23 protein-coding genes are annotated in these 23008 nt (G+C 73.6%); 14 read left to right on the plus strand and 9 right to left on the minus strand.

What is annotated here, in order from left to right; translation table 11 throughout:
* Positions 1 to 63: 63 nt before the first annotated feature.
* On the minus strand, positions 64 to 444 hold the full coding sequence (locus QA634_RS16640) for a RidA family protein (protein WP_012333087.1): 381 nt from the start codon (positions 442 to 444) through the stop codon (positions 64 to 66).
* An 823-nt stretch (positions 445 to 1267) separates the two neighbouring features.
* Between QA634_RS16640 and oxlT the strand changes: the two genes are divergently transcribed.
* Together oxlT and QA634_RS16650 are read left to right on the plus strand one after the other, a co-directional pair.
* A complete protein-coding gene (gene oxlT, locus QA634_RS16645) occupies positions 1268 to 2476 on the plus strand; it encodes an oxalate/formate MFS antiporter (RefSeq protein ID WP_026190573.1) in 1209 nt (402 codons plus the stop codon).
* A gap of 183 nt (positions 2477 to 2659) precedes the next feature.
* On the plus strand, positions 2660 to 2848 hold the full coding sequence (locus tag QA634_RS16650) for a hypothetical protein (RefSeq protein ID WP_012333089.1): 189 nt from the start codon (positions 2660 to 2662) through the stop codon (positions 2846 to 2848).
* Positions 2849 to 3055: 207 nt separating this feature from the next.
* Here the strand turns inward: QA634_RS16650 and QA634_RS16655 are convergent, their stop codons facing one another.
* Positions 3056 to 4645 carry a catalase gene (locus tag QA634_RS16655; protein ID WP_012333090.1) on the minus strand — a complete coding sequence of 530 codons (1590 nt, stop codon included), beginning with the start codon at positions 4643 to 4645 and terminating at the stop codon, positions 3056 to 3058.
* 205 nt (positions 4646 to 4850) lie between these two features.
* On the opposite strand from QA634_RS16655, the gene QA634_RS16660 reads away from it, so the two are divergent.
* From QA634_RS16660 to QA634_RS16690, 7 genes are all read left to right on the plus strand, one after another.
* The gene (locus QA634_RS16660) at positions 4851 to 5792 is read left to right on the plus strand and encodes a LysR substrate-binding domain-containing protein (RefSeq protein WP_012333091.1); all 942 of its coding nucleotides are present in this window, start codon (positions 4851 to 4853) and stop codon (positions 5790 to 5792) included.
* Positions 5793 to 5880: 88 nt separating this feature from the next.
* Positions 5881 to 6966 carry an AbrB family transcriptional regulator gene (locus QA634_RS16665; RefSeq protein WP_012333092.1) on the plus strand — a complete coding sequence of 362 codons (1086 nt, stop codon included), beginning with the start codon at positions 5881 to 5883 and terminating at the stop codon, positions 6964 to 6966.
* 94 nt (positions 6967 to 7060) lie between these two features.
* Positions 7061 to 8605 carry a threonine ammonia-lyase, biosynthetic gene (ilvA, locus tag QA634_RS16670; RefSeq protein WP_012333093.1) on the plus strand — a complete coding sequence of 515 codons (1545 nt, stop codon included), beginning with the start codon at positions 7061 to 7063 and terminating at the stop codon, positions 8603 to 8605.
* Between the two features lie 106 nt (positions 8606 to 8711).
* Positions 8712 to 9602 carry a prolipoprotein diacylglyceryl transferase gene (lgt, locus tag QA634_RS16675; RefSeq protein WP_012333094.1) on the plus strand — a complete coding sequence of 297 codons (891 nt, stop codon included), beginning with the start codon at positions 8712 to 8714 and terminating at the stop codon, positions 9600 to 9602.
* The gene (locus QA634_RS16680; protein ID WP_012333095.1) at positions 9599 to 10702 is read left to right on the plus strand and encodes a class I SAM-dependent methyltransferase; all 1104 of its coding nucleotides are present in this window, start codon (positions 9599 to 9601) and stop codon (positions 10700 to 10702) included. The genes lgt and QA634_RS16680 overlap by 4 nt, the downstream gene beginning before the upstream one ends.
* Positions 10703 to 10810: 108 nt before the next feature.
* Positions 10811 to 11578, plus strand: coding sequence for a peptidoglycan editing factor PgeF (pgeF, locus tag QA634_RS16685; protein ID WP_012333096.1), 768 nt, complete (start codon positions 10811 to 10813; stop codon positions 11576 to 11578).
* 271 nt (positions 11579 to 11849) lie between these two features.
* Positions 11850 to 12740 (plus strand): outer membrane protein, encoded by an 891-nt coding sequence (locus tag QA634_RS16690; protein ID WP_012333097.1) that lies wholly within the window; start codon positions 11850 to 11852, stop codon positions 12738 to 12740.
* A gap of 146 nt (positions 12741 to 12886) precedes the next feature.
* Here the strand turns inward: QA634_RS16690 and QA634_RS16695 are convergent, their stop codons facing one another.
* Positions 12887 to 13321, minus strand: coding sequence for a hypothetical protein (locus tag QA634_RS16695; RefSeq protein WP_012333098.1), 435 nt, complete (start codon positions 13319 to 13321; stop codon positions 12887 to 12889).
* A 139-nt stretch (positions 13322 to 13460) separates the two neighbouring features.
* Here QA634_RS16695 and QA634_RS16700 point away from each other — a divergent pair, with 139 nt between their 5' ends.
* Together QA634_RS16700 and QA634_RS16705 are read left to right on the plus strand one after the other, a co-directional pair.
* Positions 13461 to 13952 (plus strand): YciE/YciF ferroxidase family protein, encoded by a 492-nt coding sequence (locus QA634_RS16700; protein ID WP_012333099.1) that lies wholly within the window; start codon positions 13461 to 13463, stop codon positions 13950 to 13952.
* Between the two features lie 70 nt (positions 13953 to 14022).
* Positions 14023 to 14436 (plus strand): VOC family protein, encoded by a 414-nt coding sequence (locus tag QA634_RS16705; RefSeq protein ID WP_012333100.1) that lies wholly within the window; start codon positions 14023 to 14025, stop codon positions 14434 to 14436.
* On the opposite strand, the gene QA634_RS16710 is transcribed toward QA634_RS16705, so the two are convergent.
* Together QA634_RS16710 and QA634_RS16715 are read right to left on the minus strand one after the other, a co-directional pair.
* A complete protein-coding gene (locus QA634_RS16710; RefSeq protein WP_012333101.1) occupies positions 14430 to 15428 on the minus strand; it encodes a glucokinase in 999 nt (332 codons plus the stop codon). The genes QA634_RS16705 and QA634_RS16710 overlap by 7 nt on opposite strands.
* A 74-nt stretch (positions 15429 to 15502) precedes the next feature.
* Complete coding sequence (locus QA634_RS16715; protein ID WP_012333102.1) at positions 15503 to 16453, minus strand: 3-hydroxyacyl-CoA dehydrogenase family protein; 951 nt, start codon at positions 16451 to 16453, stop codon at positions 15503 to 15505.
* A gap of 300 nt (positions 16454 to 16753) precedes the next feature.
* On the opposite strand from QA634_RS16715, the gene QA634_RS16720 reads away from it, so the two are divergent.
* Entirely contained in the window at positions 16754 to 17434 is a 681-nt protein-coding gene (locus QA634_RS16720; protein WP_012333103.1) for a GntR family transcriptional regulator, read from the plus strand.
* Positions 17435 to 17593: 159 nt separating this feature from the next.
* Here the strand turns inward: QA634_RS16720 and QA634_RS16725 are convergent, their stop codons facing one another.
* A complete protein-coding gene (locus tag QA634_RS16725) occupies positions 17594 to 18469 on the minus strand; it encodes a LysR substrate-binding domain-containing protein (protein WP_012333104.1) in 876 nt (291 codons plus the stop codon).
* Between the two features lie 95 nt (positions 18470 to 18564).
* Here QA634_RS16725 and QA634_RS16730 point away from each other — a divergent pair, with 95 nt between their 5' ends.
* On the plus strand, positions 18565 to 19503 hold the full coding sequence (locus tag QA634_RS16730; RefSeq protein ID WP_012333105.1) for a dihydrodipicolinate synthase family protein: 939 nt from the start codon (positions 18565 to 18567) through the stop codon (positions 19501 to 19503).
* 82 nt (positions 19504 to 19585) lie between these two features.
* Here QA634_RS16730 and QA634_RS16735 read toward each other — a convergent pair whose 3' ends face one another.
* The gene (locus tag QA634_RS16735) at positions 19586 to 20377 is read right to left on the minus strand and encodes an NAD(P)H-dependent oxidoreductase (protein ID WP_012333106.1); all 792 of its coding nucleotides are present in this window, start codon (positions 20375 to 20377) and stop codon (positions 19586 to 19588) included.
* The gene (locus QA634_RS16740; RefSeq protein ID WP_265576626.1) at positions 20377 to 20505 is read right to left on the minus strand and encodes a hypothetical protein; all 129 of its coding nucleotides are present in this window, start codon (positions 20503 to 20505) and stop codon (positions 20377 to 20379) included. Before QA634_RS16740 ends, QA634_RS16735 begins: the two co-directional genes overlap by 1 nt.
* A 223-nt stretch (positions 20506 to 20728) precedes the next feature.
* Between QA634_RS16740 and QA634_RS16745 the strand changes: the two genes are divergently transcribed.
* Positions 20729 to 21208, plus strand: a complete 480-nt coding sequence (locus tag QA634_RS16745; protein ID WP_012333108.1) for a hypothetical protein — start codon at positions 20729 to 20731, stop codon at positions 21206 to 21208.
* Positions 21209 to 21214: 6 nt separating this feature from the next.
* Here QA634_RS16745 and QA634_RS16750 read toward each other — a convergent pair whose 3' ends face one another.
* Positions 21215 to 22858: a GMC family oxidoreductase gene (locus QA634_RS16750; RefSeq protein ID WP_012333109.1), complete on the minus strand. Its 1644-nt coding sequence runs from the start codon at positions 22856 to 22858 to the stop codon at positions 21215 to 21217.
* Positions 22859 to 23008: the final 150 nt, after the last annotated feature.

Raw genomic sequence — 23008 nt, forward strand, 5'->3', positions numbered from 1 at the left:
GCCCCTCCGGCGCCGCCGGGGGGGCGGCGACGGGCGGATCGGCCGGGGCGGCGGGGCGACCGCTCAGGGGAGCAGCGCCGTCACCTCGATCTCGACCTTCATCTCCGGCCGCAGCAGGCCCGCCACCACGACCAGCGTCGCGGCGGGCCGCACCGCGCCCATCACCCGTCCGCACACCGCCAGCACCGCCTCGGCCTCGGCCCGGTCGGTGACGTAGTAGGTCGCCCGCACCACCCGTTCCAGGGAGGCGCCGGCCTGCTCCAGCACCGCCGCGATCGTGCGCCAGCAGGCCTCGGCCTGCGCGGCGGCGTCCTCCGGCATGGTCATGGCGGCGTAGTCGTAGCCCGTCGTCCCCGACACGAACACGAAGCCGCCCTCGACCACGGCGCGGGAATAGCCGTAGGCCTTCTCGAAGGGCGAGCCGCCGTCGATCCGGCCCCGCATCCTGTCCTCCCGATTCGGTCCACCCAGTCCAGGCAGGATCGCACGGAGCAATCCTGCTGAGCCACTTGCTTGCGCATCGGCGGCGACCTCCTCGGACATGCGCCCGCGCGCGGCGGAGCCGACCGCCGCGAGGGGGCAGCGCTGCCCCACGCGCGCGGCGCCCGCTTAATCCCGATGACGGCGCGCAACGAACTCGCTGCTTCAGTAATCCCGGGCCACGATCAAGATTTGATGCGCGCTCACGCAGCAACCCTTCGCACCCGTCTCGCGGGCGACGTTGACAAAGCCGGGAAGGCGTGAGCACATTGTTATTGGTATACAGTCGACCTTAGAAGCAACCATCCCAGTTCCGCGTCGCCGTCGGCCCGACGGCGCGCGGTGGGGCAAGGTTCCGCCGCACCGGGATCGACGGCCAACACAACGAAGAACTGAGGAACGACCCATGCGCCGCCCCCGACCTGCCGCCCGACTGAGTCCGGCGCGGGCCCCGCCCCGCCTCCACTCGCCGCGCCATCGCTCGCCGAGACGCGGTTCGCCGAGCCGTGATTCACCGAGACTTGGCTCACCGAGACCTGGCTCACCGAGATCTGGCTCAGCGCGACACGCGCCCCGGCCGCCGGCCGGGGCCGCGCGGGCCGTCGCGCGGCCCGATTCGGGCCCGCGCCCGACACCTCACACGCCAATGACCGTCGCGCGCCGCCCGGAACCGGGGCGCCCGACACAGGAGGGAGGACTCCGCCCCATGACGTCCGTTGCCGCCACCCGGGCCCAGGCCCCCGCGATCGCGGGCCGCTGGCTCCAGCTGACCCTCGGGGTGATCTGCATGGTCGCCGCCGCCAACATCCAGTACGCCTGGACCCTGTTCGTCCCCGAGATCCAGAAGACCTTCGGCTGGGACCGCGCCGCCATCCAGGTCGCCTTCACCCTCTTCGTGGTCACCCAGACCTGGCTCACCCCGGTCGAGGGCCACTTCATCGACCGCTACGGGCCCAGCCGCGTCGTCATGGCCGGCGGCCTCTTCACCGGCCTGGCCTGGATCATCAACTCCTACGCCACGTCCCTCAGCGGCTACTACCTCGGCGCCGTGGTCGGCGGCATCGGCGTCGGCTGCGTCTACGCCACCTGCATCGCCAACGCCCTCAAGTGGTTCCCCGACCGGCGCGGCCTGGCCGTCGGCCTCACCGCGGGCGGCTACGGCGCCGGCTCGGCCCTCACCATCCTGCCCATCGCCAGCATGATCGCCGAGGGCGGCTTCCAGCAGGCCTTCTTCGTCTTCGGCCTGATCCAGGGCGCCCTGATCATCCTGGCCTCGGTCGGCCTGCGCGCCCCGGGCCGGAGCGAGGTCACCTACTCGGCGAGCGTGCTGCAGAGCCGGCGCGACTACACCCTGCCGGAGGCCCTGCGCACCCCGGTGTTCTGGGTGATGCTGCTGATGTTCACCTGCACGGTGACCGGCGGGCTGATGGCGGTGGCCCAGCTCGGGGTGATCGCGCAGGATCTCGGCGTCAAGAACTTCCAGGTCAACCTGTACTTCGTGACCATGGCGGCGCTGCCCTTCGCGCTGATGCTGGACCGGATCATGAACGGGATCTCGCGGCCGTTCTTCGGCTGGATCTCGGACCGGATCGGGCGCGAGAAGACGATGTTCATCGCGTTCTCGCTGGAGGGGCTCGGCATCGTGGCGCTGGGGTATTTCGGCTCGAACCCGTGGGCGTTCGTGATCCTGAGCGGGATCGTGTTCCTGGCCTGGGGGGAGGTCTACAGCCTGTTCAGCGCGACGGCGGCGGACACGTTCGGGTCGAAGCACATCGGGAAGATCTACGGGGTGCTGTACTGCGCCAAGGGTCTGGCCGCGCTGCTGGTGCCGGTGGGCAACCTGCTGATGCAGGCGACCGGGACCTGGGCGACGGTGCTGTACACAGTGGCGATCCTGGACCTGATCGCCGCGACGCTGGCGCTCGCGGTGCTGCGCCCGATGCTCAGGCGCCACCACGCCGCCAACGGGGTCGTGCTGCCCGAGGCCGCCCATTGAGGCCCGCGCCGCCCCGGACGTCCGGGGCGGCCTCCGAGGGGTCTATCGTGCGGGCCGCCCCGGGGCGGCCCCGTCCGTTCGGTCGGGCGCTCCCTGGCGGGAGGCTCGTCCCCGCCTCGACCACCACCGCCACGCAAGCCGAAAGCGCAACCACGTCCGTCGTCCCGCACAGAGGAGGTTCCGATGAGCATCGCCGCCGCGCTCGCCCTGCAGAGCATCCCCTTCGCCGGGCTGGTCATGGCGACGGGGTCCGGCCACCGCGACGTCTTTCCCCTCCTGTACGCCGCGGCACTCGGCCTCACCCTCTCCGCCATCGCCCTGATCGAGGGCCAGATCCCGATGTCGTTCGGGCCGCCCGAGACGCATCGCTGACCGGTCCGCGCCGAACGGAAACCCGCCCGGACGGGGTGCGTCCGGGCGGGCCCTCAGCGGAATTGCATCGGGCAAGTCTGGTTGGTCCCTTGGTGTCGCATCATGTCTCGCCGACGCGGTCCTTCGGTTCGCCGCCGAATCGGTGACCGCGTCGGCACCGGCCGGGACCGGCCGGCGGAATGATGCTGAGCGGCGCGGGGCGCCGGGTTACTCGGCCGCGACCTTGTGCGACGGCGAGCCGTCCGTGTAGGTCTCGGTCGCGAGCCGCTTGTGAGGGGCGGCGCGGCCCGGAAGCGGCGGCAGGGCCTTGGCCTTCTCGAGGTCGATGCCGGCCCCCTCGGCCACGCGCCGGCCGTAATCCTCGTCCGCGTGCCAGAAGTGCCAGACCATCCGCAGCTGGATCGGCTCGGGGCACTGCTTCATGTCGGCCACGAGGTTGGCGATCAGGTCCTCGCGCTCCCACGCCTCGAAGGAGCGGTAGCGCGCCCCGGCCTGGGCGTAGTCGTCCTCGGTCCGGCTCGTCTGGTAGCGGCCGAGATGGCCGGTCACCGGCTGGTGGTAGTCCCTGGCGGGCTTCGGCGCCTCGCGAACGCCCTCGGCCAGCGTGCTCGGCTCGTAGTTGATGTGCTTGTTCGGCCCGGTGCCGTCGACCGCGTAGGTCATCTGGCCGTCGCGCTGGTTCGAGAACACCTTCACGTCGGGATGCGGCGCGTTGATCGGCAGCTGCAGGTAGTTCGGGCCGACGCGGTAGCGCTGCGTGTCCGAGTAGGACAGGGTCCGGCCCTGCAGCATCTTGTCGTCCGAGAAGTCGATGCCGTCGACCAGCACGCCCGTCCCGAAGGCCGCCTGCTCGACCTCGGCGAAGAAGTTGTCCGGCACCCGGTCGAGCACCATCCGCCCGCACGTGAGCAGCGGGAACTGGTCCTCGGGCCAGCGCTTCGTGTCGTCGAGCGGATCGAACGAGAGCTGCTCGTTGGGCCCGTCCGGCATGATCTGCACGGCGAATTCCCATTCGGGGAAGTTGCCGGCCTGGATGTTGTCGTAGAGGTCGCGGGTGGCGTGACCGACGTCCTTCGCCTGGATCGCGGAGGCCTGGGCCGAGGTCAGGTTGCGCACGCCCTGCTTGGGGATCCAGTGGAACTTGCAGAGGACCGCCTCGCCCCGGTCGTTCACCAGCTTGTAGGTGTTGACGCCGGAGCCCTCCATCTCGCGGTAATTCGCGGGGATGCCCCAGGGCGACTTCAGCCAGGTCACCATGTGGATCGACTCGGGGTGCTGCGCCACGAAGTCGAAGAAGCGCCACGCCTCCTGGCGGTTCGTCACCGGATCGGGCTTGAAGGCGTGGATCATGTCCGGGAACTTCACGGCGTCCCGGATGAAGAAGACCTTGAGATTGTTGCCGACGAGGTCCCAGTTGCCGTCCAGGGTCTTGAACTTCACCGCGAAGCCGCGCGGATCGCGCTCGGTCTCGGGGCTCTCCTTGGCGCCGGCCACGGTCGAGAAGCGCACGAAGACCGGGGTCTTCACGCCGGTCTCGTTGAGGACGCGGGCGCGGGTGTACTTGGAGGCCGGCTCGTCGCCGATCTTGCCGTAGGCCTCGAAGTAGCCGTGGGCGCCGGCGCCCCGGGCATGCACGACCCGCTCGGGGATCCGCTCGCGGTCGAAATGCGTGATCTTCTCGATGAACTGGTAGTTCTCGAGGGTCGCGGGTCCCCGCTCGCCGACCGTGCGCAGGCTCTGGTTGTCGCGGACCGGGTGACCCTGGCGGGTCGTCAGGATCGGGCGTTGATCGCTCATGGAGCCTCCTCTCGCATCGAACAGCGCGGCGCGGGGTGCCCGGGGCACCACCACCGCGCGAGGACGTCAGACATAGGGTCGCCGGGCGCTCGCCCCAACCACGCGTGGACCCAACCACCCTTGGAACCGTTCTCGCTCGCCCTTATGACCCCCGCGTGACCTGCCGGCCAATGCATCGTTGCGAAGCTTGCGATAGACACAGCCTATGAATCTCGCCGGCCTGTCCCTCCGCGACCTCGAATACGTCGTCGCGGTCGCTGAGGAACACCATTTCGGCCGCGCGGCCGAGCGCTGCGCGGTGAGCCAGCCGACCCTGAGCGTGCAGGTGCGCAAGCTCGAACAGGCGCTCGGCGTCGTGATCTTCGAGCGCACCAACCGCCGCGTGCTGCTCACCCCCACCGGCCAAGCCGTGGTGCGCCAGGCCCGGGCGGTGCTGGCGGAGGCGCGCCGCCTGCTCCTGCTCGCCCGCGAGGGAGGCGGCGCGCCCCTGTCGGGCCGTCTCGTGCTGGCGGCGATCCAGACCCTCGGCCCCTACCTGTTCCCGCTGGTGCTGCGCCCGCTGCGGCAGGACTTCCCGCTCCTCGCCCTGGCGCTGAGCGAGGGGCGCACGGCCGGGATCCTGGAGGGCCTGCGCGAGGGGCGGCTCGACGCGGCCCTGATCTCCCTGCCGATTGCCGAGGCCGGGCTCACCGTGGCGCCGCTGTTCCGCGAGCCGTTCCTGCTCGCCTGCCCGGCCGACCACGCCTTCGCGGCAGGGGATCCGCCGAAGGCCGCCGACCTCGCCGGGCCGGACCTGCTCCTCCTCGACGAGGGCAATTGCCTGCGCGACCAGACCGTGGCGGCCTGCGGGGCCGGGCCCTCCGCCGGGCGCCACGCCACCAGCCTGGAGACCCTGCGCTCGATGGTGGCGGCCGGGGGCGGCTACACGCTGCTTCCCGCCCTCGCCGCGCCCAGCGGACCGGATCCGAGCGGCCTCACGGTCTGCCGCCGCTTCGGCGAGGAGGGTCCCTCGCGGGTGATCGCCCTCGCCTGGCGGGCGAGCGACCCGCGCGGCGAGGGTCTCGCGCGCCTCGCCGGGTTCTTCCGGGCCCATGCGCCCGCCGCAACCCTTCCTTGCGATCGGCCGGAGCGGCTCGCCCCGGCATGACAGGGCCACGATTCGCGGCTAGCGAGGCCCGTCACACGCCCTAACGCATTCGCCCGCGCGGCGCGCGGCCGCGCAACCGAAGCCTTCGATGAAGCCCGCCGATCTCGACCTCCGCCGCTCCACCGCCGTCGCGGCTCCGCAATGGGTCGGACTCGTCGCCGCCTCGGCGGCCCTCTCGGCGCTGCTGTCGGCGGCGGGCTTCCCGGCGGCCCTGCTCCTCGGGCCGATGCTCGCCGCGATCGGCTTCGGCGTCTCGGGCGCCGCCATCCGGGTGCCGAAGGCCGCCTTCCTGGCCGCGCAGGCGCTGATCGGCTGCCTCGTGGCCCACGCGGTCAACGCCTCGATCGTGCAGACCCTGATGGCGGACGGGCTCCTGATGCTCGCCGTCGTCGGCGTCACCGTGCTGGCGAGCGCGGCGGTGGGCTGGGTCCTCACCCGGATTCGGCTCCTGCCCGGCACCACGGCCGCCTGGGGCTCCTCGCCGGGCGCCGCCGCCGCCATGGTGGCGATGGCCGAGGAGTACGGGGCCGATCCGCGCCTCGTCGCCTTCATGCAGTACGTGCGCGTCGCCTGCGTGGCCCTCTCGGCCTCGATCGTGGCGCGGTTCCTCGTCGGCCACGCCGCGCCCGCCGCCCTGCCGGAACCGGTCGGGGCGCCGGAGCCCCTCGCCGTCCTGGTGACGCTCGCCGTGGCGGCGCTCGGCTCCTGGCTGGGGCGGCGCCTCAACATCCCCTCCGGCGCGATGATCGGCCCCCTGGTGATCGGGGCGACGCTCCACGCCGGCGGGCTCGCCAGCATGAGCCTGCCCGACTGGCTGCTCGCCCTCGCCTACGCGGCGGTGGGCTGGACGGTGGGCCTGCGCTTCACCCGCGCCACCGTGCGGGCGACGGTCTCGGCGCTGCCGGGCGTGCTCGCGGCGACGCTCGGGCTGATCGCGCTCTGCGGGCTCTGGGCCTTCGGCCTGACCTTCCTGCTCCCGATCGACCTGCTGACCGCCTTCCTGGCCACCAGCCCGGGCGGGCTCGATTCCGTCGCCATCATCGCGGTCGGCTCGAAGGCGGACGTCTCCTTCGTCCTCGCCGTGCAGACGCTGCGACTCCTCGTCGTGATCATCACGGGGCCGCTCGTGGCCAAGTGGATCTCGGCCAAGTGGAGCTCGCGCGCCGTCGCCTGATCCGCCACGGCCGCGCTCGCATCGCGGGCCGAAACCCGCTATGGGGCCGCCTCTGCGGAAGGCGCCAGCCCTCCCGCCATCCGGACCGCGCCCCGTGCACGACTACATCAGGAAGATCCTCACCGCCCGCGTCTACGACGTGGCGATCAAGAGCCCGCTCGATCCGATGCAGCGCCTCGCCGGGCGCCTCGGGGCGCCGGTCCTGCTCAAGCGCGAGGACCTGCAGCCGGTCTTCTCCTTCAAGCTGCGGGGCGCCTACAACAAGATGGCGGGCCTGCCGCGCGAGGTCCTCGACCGCGGGGTGATCTGCGCCTCGGCCGGCAACCACGCGCAGGGGGTGGCGCTCGCCGCCGCCAAGCTCGGCGTCGCGGCCACGATCGTGATGCCGCGCACGACCCCGGCCATCAAGGTCGAGGCGGTGCGGGCGCGCGGCGGCCACGCCGTGCTGCACGGCGACGCCTTCGACGAGGCCTACGCGCATGCCAAGACGCTGGAGGCGGACCGGGGCCTGACCTTCATCCACCCCTACGACGATCCCGAGGTGATCGCCGGCCAGGGCACGATCGGCCTGGAGATCCTGCAGCAGCATTCGGGGCCGATCGCGGCGATCTTCGTGCCGGTCGGCGGCGGCGGGCTCGCGGCCGGGATCGCCACGGTGGTCAAGTTCCTGCGCCCCGAGACCAAGGTCATCGGCGTCGAGCCGGAGGACGCGGCCAGCATGGCCGCCGCCCTCGCGGCGGGGGAGCGGGTGGTGCTCAACGCGGTCGGCCTGTTCGCGGACGGCGTCGCGGTGCGCCAGGCGGGGGCCGAGACCTTCCGGCTCTGCCGCGAGCATCTCGACGGGGTCGTGACCGTCGACACCGACGCGATCTGCGCGGCGGTCAAGGACGTGTTCGACGACACCCGCGCCATCTGCGAGCCCTCGGGGGCGCTCGCGGTGGCGGGCCTCAAGGCCTGGGCGGCGGAGCACGGGACCGGCGGCGGCGCGCTCGTCGCCGTCAACAGCGGCGCGAACCTGAACTTCGACCGCCTGCGCCACATCGCCGAGCGGGCCGAACTCGGCGAGCGCCGGGAGGTGCTGCTCGCCGTCACCATCCCGGAGCGGCGCGGCAGCTACCGGGCCTTCATCCAGGCGCTCGGCGCGCGGGCGATCACCGAGTTCAACTACCGCTACGCGGAGGGGGCGGACGCGCACATCTTCGTCGGCGTGCAGCTGCAGGGCCAGCCGGGCGAGAAGCGGGCGCTGATCGAGGGCCTCACGGCGCTCGGCTACCCGATCCTCGATCTCAGCGACAACGAGATGGCCAAGGTGCACGTCCGCTACATGGTGGGCGGCCGGGTGCCGGGCCTCGCCGACGAGCGCCTGTTCCGCTTCGAGTTCCCGGAGCGGCCGGGCGCCCTGCTCAGGTTCCTCGACAGCCTCGGCCACGCCTGGAACATCTCCCTGTTCCACTACCGCAACCACGGCGCCGATTACGGGCGGGTGCTGGCCGGGATCCAGGTGCCGGAGGCGGACAGGCCGCGCTTCCTCGAGGCGCTCGACGAGCTCGGCTACCCGTTCCACGACGAGAGCGACAACCCGGCCTACCGGCTCTTCCTCGACGGCAATGCCGCCGCCGAGGCGCCGGGGCCGGCCTGAGCGCCCGGAGCGCGAAGCCGCCGCGGCGGCGTTCGCCGCGTTGGCGTTCGCCGCGGCGGCGTTGCGGGTTGACGCGGCGCCCGGCCCGGTTCACCTCTCCGGCCCGATGCCGCCGCTCCTCGCCATTCCCTTCCCGGCGATCAACCCGGTCGCCATCGCGATCGGGCCGATCGCGATCAAGTGGTACGCGCTCGCCTACATCGCGGGCCTGCTCGGCGGCTGGTTCTACGCCAAGAGGCTGGTCGCGGCCGCCGCGCTCTGGGGGCCGGTGCGCCGCCCCAGCGGCGCCGACATCGACGACCTGATCGTCTGGGTGGCGCTCGGCGTCGTGCTCGGCGGGCGGATCGGCTACGTGCTGTTCTACAATCTCGGCGCCTATCTGGCCCACCCGTCCGAGATCCTGGCGATCTGGCGCGGCGGGATGTCGTTCCACGGCGGCTTCCTGGGCGCGGTCCTCGCCATCGTCCTCTTCGCCCGGGCGCGGGCGCTGAGCGCCTACGCGATCCTCGACCTCGCCGCCGTGGTGGTGCCGATCGGCCTGTTCTTCGGCCGCATCGCCAATTTCGTGAACGGCGAGCTCTGGGGCCGGCCCGCGCCCGACTTCCCCTACGCGGTGGTGTTCCCGAGCGGCGGGCCGCTGCCGCGCCACCCGAGCCAGCTCTACGAGGCCGGGGCCGAGGGCCTCCTGCTCTTCGCGCTGATGGCGCTGGCGGTGCGGCGCGTCGGCTTCCGCCGCCCGGGCCTGCTCGGCGGCCTCTTCGTCATCGGCTACGCGCTCGCCCGGACGGCCTGCGAGTTCTTCCGCGAGCCCGACCCGCAGCTCGGCTTCCTGTTCGGGACCGAGGTCTCGGCCCTCGGGGGTGGCATCACCATGGGGATGCTGCTCTGCATCCCGATGCTGATCATCGGGATCGTCGTGGTGGTGCGGGCCCTGCGGGGCGCGACGGCCCCGCGCGCGCACCTCGCCGACGAGCCCGCCGAGGCGCGGTCCGCGTGAGCGGGACCCCGCTCCTCGCGGAATTGCGGGCGCTGATCGCCCAGAACGGCCCGATCCCGGTCGAGCGCTACATGGCGCTCTGCCTCGGCCACCCGCTCCACGGCTACTACACGACCCGGGACCCGCTCGGCGCGGCCGGCGACTTCACCACCGCCCCGGAGATCAGCCAGATCTTCGGCGAGCTCCTCGGCCTGTGGGCGGCGGAGGTCTGGCACGGGATGGGCCGGCCCTCGCCCTGCCGCGTGGTGGAACTCGGCCCCGGACGCGGCACGCTGATCGCCGACGCGCTGCGGGCGATCCGCGCGGCGCTGCCGCCCTTCGCCGAGGCCCTCGATCTCCACCTCGTCGAGACGAGCCCGGTCCTGCGGGCCGCGCAGGCGGCGCGCCTCGCCGCGATCGGCCGGGAGGCCGCGTGGCACGCGCGGATCGAGGACGTGCCGGAGGGCCCCGCAATCGTCCTCGCCAACGAGTTCTTCGACGCGCTGCCGGTGCGCCAGTTCGCGCGCGGCGCCGGCGCGTGGCACGAGCGCCGGATCGGCCTCGACCCGGAGGGCGGGGGCCTCGTCGTGGGGCTCGACCCCGACCCGACGCCGGAGATCGCCGCCGCCGCGCCCGAGGGCGCGGTGCTGACCCTCCCCTCCGCGGCGCTCGCCGCCATGCGGGCGATCGCGGGCCGGCTCGCCCGCCAGGGGGGCGCGCTGCTCGCCATCGATTACGGCGAGGCGACGCTCGGCCTCACCGACACCCTGCAGGCGGTCTCCCGCCACCGCGCGGTCGGGATCCTCGACGCGCCCGGCGAGACCGACCTGACCGTGCCGGTCGATTTCGGCGCCCTCGCCCGCGCCGCCCGGGAGGCGGGCGCCGCGCTGCACGGCCCGGTGCCCCAGCGCGACTTCCTCCTCGCCCTCGGCCTCGCCCAGCGGGCCGAGCGCCTCGCCGCCCGCGCGACGCCCGATCAGGCGCGGGCCGTCGCCGAGGCCGCGGCGCGGCTGACCGATCCCGCGCCGACCGGGATGGGTCGGCTCTTCAAGGTTTTGGGCGTCTCTGATGCGGGGATGGCGGGCCTGCCCGCCCTGCCCCGCTCGACCCTGTCCCGTTGAGCAGGAGCGCGTGCTGCTCTCCTGCTTCGATCCTCGTTTCCGCATCATCCCTGCCACCGCACCGGTGCGCGTCGCGGCGGATGGTGCCCAGGCCCGAGAGGCGTCGCCATGCTCCTGGAAGCTCCCGCGCTGAGCGCGCTCCCCGGTCTCCGCCACGGCTTCTTCACGCGCGAGGGCGGGGTCTCGGGCGGGCTCTACGCCAGCCTGAACGGCGGGCTCGGCTCGGGCGACGACCCGGGCGCGGTCGCCGAGAACCGGCGCCGGATGACCGAGCGCCTCGGCGTCGCGCCGGACGCCCTGGTCAGCCTCTACCAGATCCACTCGGCCGAATGCGTCACCGTGGAGGCCCCCTTCCCCGACCGCCCGCGGGCGGACGGCATGGCGACCCGGGTCCCGGGCCTCGCGCTGGGCATCCTCACGGCGGATTGCGGGCCGATCCTGTTCGCCGATCCCGAGAACCGCGTCGTCGGCGCCGCCCATGCGGGCTGGAAGGGCGCCTTCACGGGGATCATCGAGGCGACGCTCGCCGCCATGGAGCGCCTCGGCGCCGAGCGCGGCCGCATCGTCGCGGTGCTCGGCCCCACGATCGGCCGCGAGAATTACGAGGTCGGCCCGGAATTCCACGCCCGCTTCGCGCAGGCCGGGCCCGCCCACGCGGATTTCTTCGCCCCGAGCCCGGGCCGCGCCGGCCACCACCTCTTCGACCTGCCCGCCTACATCGCCGCGCGCCTGCGCGCCGCCGGGATCGGCACCGTGGCCGATCTCGGCCTCTGCACCTACGCGGATCCGGACCGGTTCTTCAGCTACCGGCGCACCACGCACCGGGCCGAGCCCGATTACGGCCGCCTCGTCTCGGCCATTGCGCTGGTGCCATAGCGGGCATTCCGCCGGCGGGAAGCATTCGGGTCTAGGCGCAGCGAAAAATTTTTGTGGGCGCGTGAACCTTGGCCATACGGGCGCGTTGTCGGGGTAAGGAGCCAAGGGAGTCCGGGCGGCGAAACGCCGACAAGGCCGCGGTGAACCTCACCAGCGTTGTCGCCAGGACACAGCTTTCACAAGGCTGCCGGGATATGTCGAGGCACTGCTTCGGGAGAACGTTCGGCTGCGGCCGCAACGGCGCCGGGGCATCGTAGAGAGGACCAGAACCATGAAGTCGCTTCTCAAGAGCGCCACCGCCCTCGCGGGTGTTGTTATTGCCGGCTCGGCCATGGCGGCTGACCTGCCGCGTCGCGCGGCGCCGCCGCCGGTCTTCACGCCGGTGCCGGTCTTCACCTGGACGGGCTTCTACGCCGGTTTCAACGCTGGCTACGGGTTCGGCACCAGCGACAACAACAACTCGACCCTGATCGGCGTGAACGCCGCGACCGGCCTCGTGCCCCCCGGCACGACCGCGGTCCTCGGCTTCCGCAACCGCGACAACAACGACGGCTTCGTCGGCGGCGGTCAGGTCGGCTACAACTACCAGTTCACGCCGGGCGCCGGCGTCGTGATCGGCATCGAGGCGGACGCCCAGTACGCCGATTTCGGCCGTGAGCGGAACCGCTTCAGCCTCGTCACCAACAACCCGGCGGTGACCGGGCTGGCCGCCCAGCAGGTCTTCAACCCGAACGGCCTGTCGGGTCTGGACTACTTCGGCACGGTGCGCGGCCGGCTCGGCTACGCCTTCGACCGCACCCTCGTCTACGCCACCGGCGGCTTCGCCTACGGCGGCGGCGGCGGCACCAGCTTCGGCCTGCCCAACCGCGACGACTTCCAGACCGGCTGGACGGTCGGCGGCGGCGTCGAGTACGCCCTGCCCACCGACTCGTTCCTGAACTTCTTCAAGTCGAACGCGGTGACCCTGAAGGTCGAAGGTCTCTACGTGAACCTCGACCGCGGCAACGGCCTCAACGGCGCCTTCGCGGTCAACAACGCCGGCACCCTGATCACCGTGACCAGCCCCGGCGTGGTGCTGGTCCCGGGCAGCGGCCTGGTGCGTCGCGACACCGAGTTCGCGGTGGTGCGCGCCGGCCTGAACTACAAGTTCGGCACCTACTGAGCCTCGGCTCGGTCACCGGCCGGACTTGCCCCGGCCGGACTTGCCCCAGCCGAACCTGCCCCGGCCGAACCTGCCCCGTTCGAACCCGAAGCCCGGCCCACAGGCCGGGCTTCTTCCTTGTCGGTCGCCCCGGGCCGGGCGCGCGGTCAGTGCAGCGAGGCAGGATCGCCGGCAAAGCCGTTCGGCACGCCGCGGACGTCCGCCTCGCCCGGCGCCGACACGCCCGGCCCCTCCTGACCCGAACTCGCCTCCGCGAGGATCCGCCGCGCCCGGGCGATCCGCGCCTGCGACTCCGCGAGGCGGGCCTCCAGCCGGCGCACCCGCTCGCGCTCCGCGGCGAGCAGCGCCTCCGCAGCCCCGCAGCGCGCCCGCGCCTCCGCCGCCTCGCGCCGGGCCGCCGCCTCCCGGTCGGCCGCCTCGCGCAGAACCCTCTCCACCCGCTCCACCAGGGGCCGCACCTGCCCGGCGATGCGCCGCGCCCGCGCCTCGGCCGCCTCCGCGCGCGCCGTCGCGTGGCGCACCGTCTCGGTCGCCCGCCGCAGCAGGGTCAGGATCGTCTCGGGATCGGGCAAGGACGGCATGGCGGCACTCGGGACCGGCGGGGGATCGCCCTACGACGCCCGGCCGCGGCGGCGCGGTCAAGACGGCGGCGGGCGCCGCGCCCGGAACGATCGCGGCAGGCCTGGGTTTTCGGGGTGCGTGATACCGATCGGGAGTACCATGATGGCCGGGAAAGACCTCAGGACGCTGTTCCTGCACCAGCTCAAGGACACCTACTTCGCCGAGAACGCCATCCTGAAGGCGCTCCCGAAGATGGCCGAGGCGGCCCAGACCGACGCCCTGCGCGGGGCCTTCGGGGTCCATCTCCAGGAGACGCGCGAGCAGGTGAAGCGCCTCGACCAGGTCTTCCGCAGCCTCGGCGAGAAGCCCGAGGGCGTGACCTGCAAGGCCATCCAGGGCATCATCGCCGAGGGCGAGGAGGTGATGCAGGAATTCGGCGGCAGCGGCGCCCTCGATGCCGGCCTGATCGCCGCCGCCCAGGCCGTGGAGCATTACGAGATCACCCGCTACGGCACCCTGATCGCCTGGGCGCGCCAGCTCGGCCTCGCCGAGGCCGAGAGCCTGCTCAAGGAGACCCTGGTCGAGGAGGAGAACACCGACGAGGTGCTCTCGGAACTCGCCGAGGAGGCCGTGAACCCGGCCGCGGCGTGACGTGCGGGGGCCCGGCCCCCGCATCCCGGCCGGAGGGAGCCTCCCTCCGGCCTCCCTGGAGGGAAGGACGATGCCGGAGGTCGCGGGCGTCCTCGAGACCGTGCTCTACGTCGACGACCTGGAGCGGGCCGCCGCCTTCTGGGGCGGGCCGATGGGCCTGCCCTGCATCCACAGCGACCACCGCATGCGGGCCTTCGACGTGGCCGGGCGGGGCGTGCTGCTGCTCTTCCCCCGCGGGGGCTCCCTCCACCCGATCGAGACGCCCGGCGGCACCATCCCGCCCCATGACGGGCAGGGACCGCTTCACCTCGCCCTCGCGATCCCGGCCGAGGCCCTGGGCGCCTGGGAGGCCCACCTCGCCGAGGCCGGCATCGCGGTCGAGGGGCGGACGCACTGGCCGCGGGGCGGCACCAGCCTCTACTTCCGCGACCCGGACGGCCACCTCGTCGAGCTGGCGACGCCGGGCCTCTGGAAGGGCTACTGAGCGGGCGCCCGCCAGACCTGCCCGTCATAGGCGAAGCGCTCCGGCCTGGAGGCGAGCGCCGCCAGCCCGGTGAAGGCCGGATCCGCGATCGTGATCACGCAGGTCGGAATCCGCTCCATCATCGCCACGAAGGGCGGCTTGTGCACGAAGGCCTGCCGGAAAGCGCCCCGCCGCAGCACCGGCAGGAGGCGCGGCGCGATGCCCCCGCCGATATAGACGCCCCCGGTCGCCAGGAAGGTGAGCGCGAGGTCGCCGCACAGCCGCCCGAGCAGCTTGGCGAACAGCGCGAGGGTCTCAGCGGCGGCCGGATCCTCGCCGGACAGCCCGCGCGCGGTCACGGCCTCGGGGGCGAGCGCCCGCCCGCCGCTCACGGCGGCGTAGAGGCGGCACAGGCCGGGGCCGGAGAGCAGCGCCTCGACGGTGATGCGCCCCTCGATCCGCTCCAGGGCCGGCCAGAGGGCCGCCTCGGCGGCGTCGCTCGGGCCGAAATCGGTGTGGCCCGCCTCCGTCGACACGATCGCCAGCTGTTCGCCGAAAGGCACGAGCGCGGCGGCGCCGAAGCCGGTCCCCGGCCCGAGCACGAGGCGGCTGCCGCGCCCCGGTGCCAGGGCCGGCCCGACCGCGGAGAGCGCGGCCCCGTCGCCGTCGAGCGGGTCGAGCGCGGCGGCCCCGGCCGCGACCGGCACGTAGTCGTTGACGAGGACGCAGGCGCCGAGGCCGAAATCGCGGCCGATCCGCTCGCCCTCGATCACCCAGGCGGCGTTGGTGAGCGGCACCGCCGGGCCGTCGACCCGCCCCGCGATGGCGAGGATCGCCGAGCGCGGTGCCGCCCCGCCCTTGGCGAGGGCGTGCCGGATCGCCGCGCTCGGGTCCGGGAAGGCCCCGGTCTGCACGTGATCGAGCGGCAGGGGCGCGGCTCCCGGCCGCGGCACCAGCGCGAAGCGCGCGTTGGTGCCGCCGATATCGCCGATGAGGACGGGGAAGTCGAACATGGAGGGCCGCTTTCCGCCGGGTGAGGAGGGGAAACGGCCCCGTTATAGCGCCGCCCGCCCGGGAATCGACCGGGTCAGCGCCCCTCCATCCGCCCGATCTCGCGCATCGCCCGCTTCAGGGCGAGCAGCCGCCGGTCGCGGTCGCGAAACAGCTCGGCCGGGTCGCGCCCGCCCCAGTCGAAGAAGCCGTGCCCCGCCATCACGCCCGTGCGCCCCTCCGCCGCCAGCGCGTCGAGGGCCGGCGAGGCGGTGCGGGCCGGGGGCGGGCTGTAGCTCGCATTGGCCAGCGCGTGGCGCAGGAGCTCGATCCCAGTGAAGTCGGCCTTGGCGAGGTGGCCGAGGACCGGGATGCGCAGGGCCAGCCCGTGGATGATCGCGTCGTCGATGTCCCGCGGCGAGGCGAGCCCCTCGTCGAGGAGGTGGTAGACCTCCGCCGAGATCGCCGACTGGATACGGTTGGCGACGTAGCCCGGCACGAAGCGCTTGAGGACGATCGGGACCTGGCCGAGGCCGAGGACGAGCTCGCGCATCGTCTCGACCACGGCCGGATCGGTCCGCGGCCCCGGTACCACGTCGACGAGGTCGACGATGTAGGGCGGCGTGTACCAATGCGCGACGAGGGCCCGCGCCTGCCGGGCCTCCGGGATCAGCGGGAAGACGTCGAGGTAGCTCGTGTTGCTGGCCAGGATCGTGCCGGGGGCGCAGAGCCGGTCGAGTTCGGCGAAGAGCGCCCGCTTGGCCTCCGGGTTCTCGGTGATCGCCTCGATGACGAGGTCCGCCCCTGCCACCGTCCCGGCGAGGTCCGGCGACAGGCGCACGGCCGCCTCCAGCCGCTCGGGCGTCCACTCCGCCGCGACGGCCTGCGCCTCCCGCAAGGTGGCGAGGGCCGAGCCCATCAGGCCCGGCACCCGCTCCAGGGCCTCGGCCCGGCTGTCGGTCAGGCGCACCCCGTGCCCGCCGAGGGCCAGGACCAGCGCGATGCCGTGCCCCATCAGGCCGGCCCCGATCACCGCGATCTCGCTCATGCGTTCCTCCCCGGCGAGGTCTCCGCCGCGCTCCCGGCCCGCCGGGCACCGGCGCGGCGTCGGGGCGGTGGCGCGGTCCGCCCGTTCACCTCGCCCGCCCTGCCTCGCCCGCCCACCTGGCCCGAGCCGCCCGCCTCGCGCAAGGGGCCGCCTCGCGCAAGGACCCGCCTGGCGCAAGGGGCCGCTTGGCGCAAGGGGCCGCTTGGCGCAAGGACCCGCCTGGCGCAAGCGGGAATGCGGGCGCGAGCGCATCCTTGCGTGCGCGTTGACAGGTCCGGGGACCGATGCGACGGCTTGGCGATGAGCCGCACCGCCGACCCTGAGCGCAGCCTCGGCCCGACCCGCGCCGAGGAGATCCGCCGCCGGCTCGCGGACGAGATCGTCCGGGGCCTGCGCGCGCCCGGCACGCCGCTCGACGAGGCGGAGCTGGCGGCCCTGTTCGGCGTCTCGCGCACCCCGGTGCGCGAGGCCCTGCGGCAGCTCGAAGTGGAGGGCTTCGCCACCTCCCGCCCGCGCCGCGGGGCCCTGGTGAGCACGATCGCCCCGGCGGCGCTCGCCGAGATGTTCTTCGTGATGGCGGAGCTGGAGGCCCTCTGCTGCCGCCTCGCCGCCCAGGCCATGACCGCCGAGGAGGGCGCGGAGCTGGAGCGGGCGCGCCGCCTCTGCGAGGCGGCGGTCGCCGCCGACGCGATCGAGGAGTACCGCGAGGCCAACGACCGCTTCCACGACCTGATCTATCGGGCGAGCCACAACGGCTTCCTGATGGAGCAGACCCGGGCGGTGCGCCGCCGCGTGGCGCCCTTCCGGCGGGCGCAGTTCCAGTCCTCCGGCCGGCTGGCGAAGTCCCTCGCCGAGCACGAGCGCATCGCCGCCTCCCTGCGCGCCCGCGACGGCGAGACGGCGGCGCGCGAGGTGCGCGCCCACATCTTCACGGTGGAATACGCCTACTACCACCAGAAGGCCCAGGGGCCGGCCTCCTGAGCCTCATTCGCCGACGCGGTCGCCGGTTCGGCGGCGAGAATGATCGGCAACGAGACCCGAACGGGATCGCCCCGCGCCCCTCTGATACGCAACCCGACGGAGCGCTTCGCAATGCGGATGAGGGCGGCGCCGGCGACCCGCGGGGCGCGCTCCGTCCGCTCAGCCCGGACGCGCGCAGGAATCGCACAAGGCGGCGTGCAGCGCGTCGATCAGCGCGATCCGCGCGCCCCGGCGGTGCAGGATGCCGATCGACCGGACGAAGGCGCGATCCGCGATGGGGATCTTGCGGATCGGGCGATCGTCGCTCGACCGGAAGCCGTAATCCGGGAGCAGCGCGATGCCGAGCCCGAGCGAGACCAGGATGGTGATGGTGTCCGGCGCGTCCAGCTCGAACAGCTCGTTCGGCACGATCCGGCGGCTGTTCAGGTAGTCGGTGACGATGGCGCCGGTCGGCGAGCGGCGATCCATGCGGATCAGCGGCGCCGCCGAGAGATACGCGTCCGTCGTGTCGCGGCGGAGGCCGACCGGGCTGACCAGCGTCAGCGGCTCCCGCCGCACCGGCAGCCATCCCCAGCCCTTCGCGAGCGCGAAGCGCGGCTGGACGGTGAGGGCGCAATCGATCTCGCCCGCCTCCAGCATGCGCGCGAGCTGCGAGGAGGTGCCCGGTGCGATGTGGAGGGCGATCTCGGGGCTGCGCTCCGCCATAAGCTTCAGGGCCGGCGGCAGGATCGAGATCAGCGCGGTCGACACGGCCCCGACCCGCAGGCCGCCGCGCAGCCGGCCGAGCTGCGCGACCTGGGCCAGGTCCGCCACCCGCGCCAGGATGTCCCGCCCCGCGGCGACCACCGCGCGCCCCTCGTCCGTGAGGGTGACGGCCCGGCCCTGGCGCCCCACCAGCCGGACGCCGAGCTCCCGCTCCAGCGCCTGAACCTGCTCGGCCACCGTGGCGCTCGCCAGGCCGAGGGCGCGCGCCGCGCCGGCCAGCGATCCCGCCTCGGCGATGGCGCAGAGCGTGGCGAGGAAGCGGGTGTTCACGCGCCGGATTTTCCTGTTCCCGAACACGGGAGAACACGGGTATTTCCGCCGGCGCAAGTCCGTATCGTCCCGGGCAGGCCGCCAGGAGAGGAAGCATGTCGCTCACGCCGTCCGCGCAGGGTGTCTACCCGATCGCCCCGACCCCGTTTCACCCGGACGGCAGCATCGACGTCGCCTCGATCGACGGGCTGACCGACTTCTACGTGGGATGCGGCGCGACGGGCCTGACCGTGCTCGGCGTGATGGGCGAGGCGCCCAAGCTCGACCACGCCGAGGGGCTCGCGGTCGCCACCCGCTTCATCCGGCGCGCCCGCGGCCTGCCGGTGATCGTCGGCGTCTCGGCGCCGGGCTTCGCCGCGATGGCCTCGCTCGCCCGCGGCGCCATGGAGGCCGGGGCGGCGGGCGTGATGATCGCCCCCCCCAGCACGCTGCGCACCGACGACCAGATCGCGGCCTATTATCGCCAAGCCGTCGAGGCGATCGGGCCCGACGTGCCCTTCGTGATCCAGGATTACCCCCTCACCTTCTCGGTGGTGATGACGCCCGGGATCATCCGCCGGATCGTCACCGAGAACCCGTCCTGCGTCATGCTCAAGCACGAGGATTGGCCCGGGCTCGAGAAGATCTCGGCGCTGCGGGCCTTCGAGGCGGAGGGCGCGATGCGGCCCATCTCGATCCTGTGCGGCAATGGCGGCCTGTTCCTCGACTTCGAGTGCGAGCGCGGCGCCGACGGCGCCATGACCGGCTACGCCTTCCCCGACATGCTGGTCGACGTGGTGCGGCTGTCGAAGGCGGGCGAGCGCGACCGCGCCCACGACCTGTTCGACGCGCACCTGCCGCTCCTGCGCTACGAGCAGCAGCCCGGGATCGGCCTCGCCGTGCGCAAGTACGTGATGGCGCGGCGCGGGCTGATCGCCTCGGACGCGCAGCGCAAGCCCGCGGGCGGGCTCGGCCCGGCCGCGCGGGCCGAGGTCGAGTACCTGCTGGGCCGGCTCGCCCGGCACGATCCCCGCGCGCGGGTGCGGCCGCTCTGATACGGGATCCGCTTGGATCAACCGGATCCCGTGCGACGCGCCGCGGACGACCGGCCGGCCCCGCCGCGGGCGCGGCCGTGCCTCAGAGCGTCGTCGGCCGCGCGCTGCGCTCCGCCTCCGCGGTGCCGGGGACCCGGCCCTTCCCGGCGACGTGCCGGATGAACGCCGCCGCCCAGGCGTCGAAGCAGGCCATCGCGTCGGGCTCGCGAGCCATGTCGTCGGCCTGGTCGTCCGCGTAGGCCCTGCCCCGGCCCACCGTCGCGTGGCGCCAGAGCGCGTCCGGCACCTCGATCCCGCTGTAGCGGCACTGCCAGACGAGGCCCTGATAGGCCAGCCGCTCCTCGCCCTGGTAGGGCTGGGTCGCCGGATCGAACCACGCCTTGTGCCGCAGGATCCGGGGGCGGCCGTCGGCGTCGAGCTCGTCGCCGCCCTCGTTGCCGTAGCAGAAGAAGGCGGCGCTGCGCCCCTCCAGGTGGTTGCGGCTGAGCTCGCGCCAGAGCGGCGAGCGCTCCAGCGCCTGCGCCTTCGCGGTGCTCTTCTTGTCGATCAGGTCCGGGCGCGGGTTGCCGCCGCTCGCGCAGACGAGGCGGTCGAACAGCGCCTTGAGGTTCGTGGTGGGGCCGTACCACCAGACCGGCCCGATGATCGCCCAGGCGTCGGCCCGGGCGAGGCGCGCGTAGAGGTTCTCGTTCCAGAGCAGGTCCGGCTGGTGGTCGCTGCCCGGGGCGTAGCAGTTGCAGGGCCAGACGCAGAGCGCCATCGCGGAGCCGACGCAGCCGTTGCAGCCCTGGATCTTGGGCTTGCCGTGCTCGTTGCCGAGATCGACGTGGTCCGCCTGCCAGTCGGGCGGCAGCTGACCGAGCAGGCGGTGCATCAGGAAGCGCGCCTTGCCGTCGAGACCCGGGCAGCCGTCGAGCCGCGGGCCGAGCCGGCGATCACCAGCACGCGCAGCGGCCGCTCCTCCAGGGAAAGCGCGCCGGCCGCGGCCCTCAGCTCATCCATCGCGCCCTCCCCCCGGATGCGGGACCGCCACGCGCCGGCCCGGCAGGCGAAAAATCCCGGCCGCACCCGTTGTTCCCGGGGAGCTGTGCCGTGCGGCGCCCGGTCGCCGCGGCGGAACCGCCGTCCCGAGCGCCCATTCCCCCCACCGTCCCCGCAGGCCGGGGCGGGCGCCGCGTCGGCCGATCACGCGGCGCCGGACGGCTAGGAACCGGGAGATCCCCTCATGCGACGACTTGCTCTTCCCCTGCTGCTCGCGATCGGCGTCGCGACGTCCGCCGCGGCGCAGCCGCCCCTGTCCGGCCGGGAGCCGGCCCTCCTCTTCCACGGCAATTACTGCGGCCCGGGCAACAATGCCCCGCTCCTGCCGGTCGACGCGCTCGACCTCGCCTGCGCCCGCCACGATGCCTGCACGCCGGACGGAGGCCTGCCGTCCCGGGCCTGCAACGCGCGCCTCGCCCGGGAGGCCGAGGCGGTCGCCCGCGACGCGAGCCAGCCGCAGGACCTGCGGGCGCTCGCCGGGATGGTCGCGACCGGTGCCGCGCTCCTGCCCACCGCGCCGGGCGCCGCGCCGCGCCCGGCGCTGTCGATGCGGGCCGCGCCGCTCGCCGGTCCGGTCACCCTGATCGCGCCCCGGCCGGCCGCGGACCCGGACGCCCTGGAGCCGGATTCCCCGGACCTGGAGCCCGCGGACGAGGCCGAGTAGGCCCGGTCAGGCGCCGCGGGCATCCTCCAGGATCATCGCGGCCCCCTTCTCGGCCATCATGATGGTGGGCGAGTTGGTGTTGCCGGAGGTGATGCGCGGCATCGCCGAGGCGTCGACGACGCGCAAGCCCCGCACCCCCCGCACCCGCATCCGCGCGTCGAGCACCGCGCCGGGCTCGTGGTCCGGCCCCATCCGGGCGGTGCCGACCGGATGGAAGATCGTGGTGCCGAGGTCCCCGGCGGCGCGCAGCAGCCCCTCGTCGCTCGTCACCTCGGGGCCCGGCCGGTACTCCTCGGGCCGGTAGCGGGCGAGGGGCGGCTGCGCGACGATGCGGCGGGTGAGCTTGAGCGCGTCGACCGCGACGCGCCGATCCTCGTCCGTCGAGAGGTAGTTCGGCCGGATCGCGGGCGGCGCGGCCGGGTCGGGGCTCGCCGCGTGGACGCTGCCGCGGCTCGACGGGCGCAGGTTGCACACGCTCGCCGTAAAGGCCCCGAACGGGTGCAGCCCCTCGCCCCACTTGTCGAGGGAGAGCGGCTGGAAGTGGAATTCGAGGTTGGCGGTGGCGTAGTCCGGCGAGGACTTGGCGAAGACCCCGACCTGGCTCGGCGCCATGGTGAGCGGCCCGGTCCGGAACAGGGCGTACTCGATCCCCATCCAGGCCCGCTTGAACAGGTTCGCGTAGGTCAGGTTGAGGGTCGGCACGCCGGTCACCTTGTAGACCGGGCGGATCTGCAGGTGGTCCTGCAGATTCTCGCCGACCCCGGGGGCGTGGTGGACGAGGCCGATGCCGAGATCCCGCAGCCGCGCGCCGTCGCCGATGCCCGAGAGTTCGAGGAGCTTGGGCGAGGCCACGGCGCCGGCCGAGAGCACCACCTCGCCGCGCGCCCGGGCGAGGGCGCGCCGTCCGTCCGGCCGCGCGAAGACCACGCCCGCCGCGCGGCCCTCCTCGATCAGCACCCGCTCGACGTGGATCCCGGTCTCCAGCCGCAGGTTCGGCCGGCCGAGGGCGGGCTTGAGGAAGCCCCGCGCGGCGCTCCAGCGCCGGCCCCGGCGCTGGTTGACCTGGAAGTAGGACGAGCCCTCGTTGTCGCCGGTGTTGAAGTCCGGGATCTTGCGGATGCCGGCCGCCTCGGCGGCGTCCCGGATCGCGTCGAGCACCGCCCAGCGGATGCGGGGCGGCTCGACGCGCCACTCGCCGCCCGAGCGGTGGAAGGCGTTGGGCGGCGCGATGTGGTCCTCGTGCTTAAGGAAGAAGGGCAGGACGTCGTCCCAGCCCCAGCCGCTGAGGCCGAGCTGGCGCCAGCCGTCGTAATCGGCCGCCTGGCCGCGCATGTAGATCATGGCGTTGATGGCCGAGGAGCCGCCGATGACCTTGCCGCGCGGATAGGCGAGCTGGCGCCCGTTGAGCCCCGCCTCCGCCTCGGTGGTGAAGAGCCAGTCCGCCCGCTTGTTGCCGATGGCGAACAGGTAGCCGGCCGGGATGTGGAACCAGATCCAGTTGTCGCGCCCGCCCGCCTCCAGGACCAGGACCGAGCGGCGCGGATCCGCCGACAGGCGGTTGGCGAGCACGCAGCCCGCCGAGCCCGCCCCCACCACGATGTGGTCGTAGGTCCCGAAATCAACCGGAGCCTCGCCCTCGCTCGCTGTCATGTCTCCTCCCGGGCTTCGCGTCGTTTCCGCGCTGTGTAGCGCAAAGCGGGCGCGGGGCAGTAGCGGCTCCCGGCGGGGCCGGGCCGCTCCCGCCGCCTCGCAGGCCGGTCCGGCCGGTGTCTCCCGGGAGACTCCGCTCCGGGAGGCCGT

Origin of the sequence: Methylobacterium sp. CB376, from assembly GCF_029714205.1 — a bacterium.
GTDB lineage: Bacteria > Pseudomonadota > Alphaproteobacteria > Rhizobiales > Beijerinckiaceae > Methylobacterium.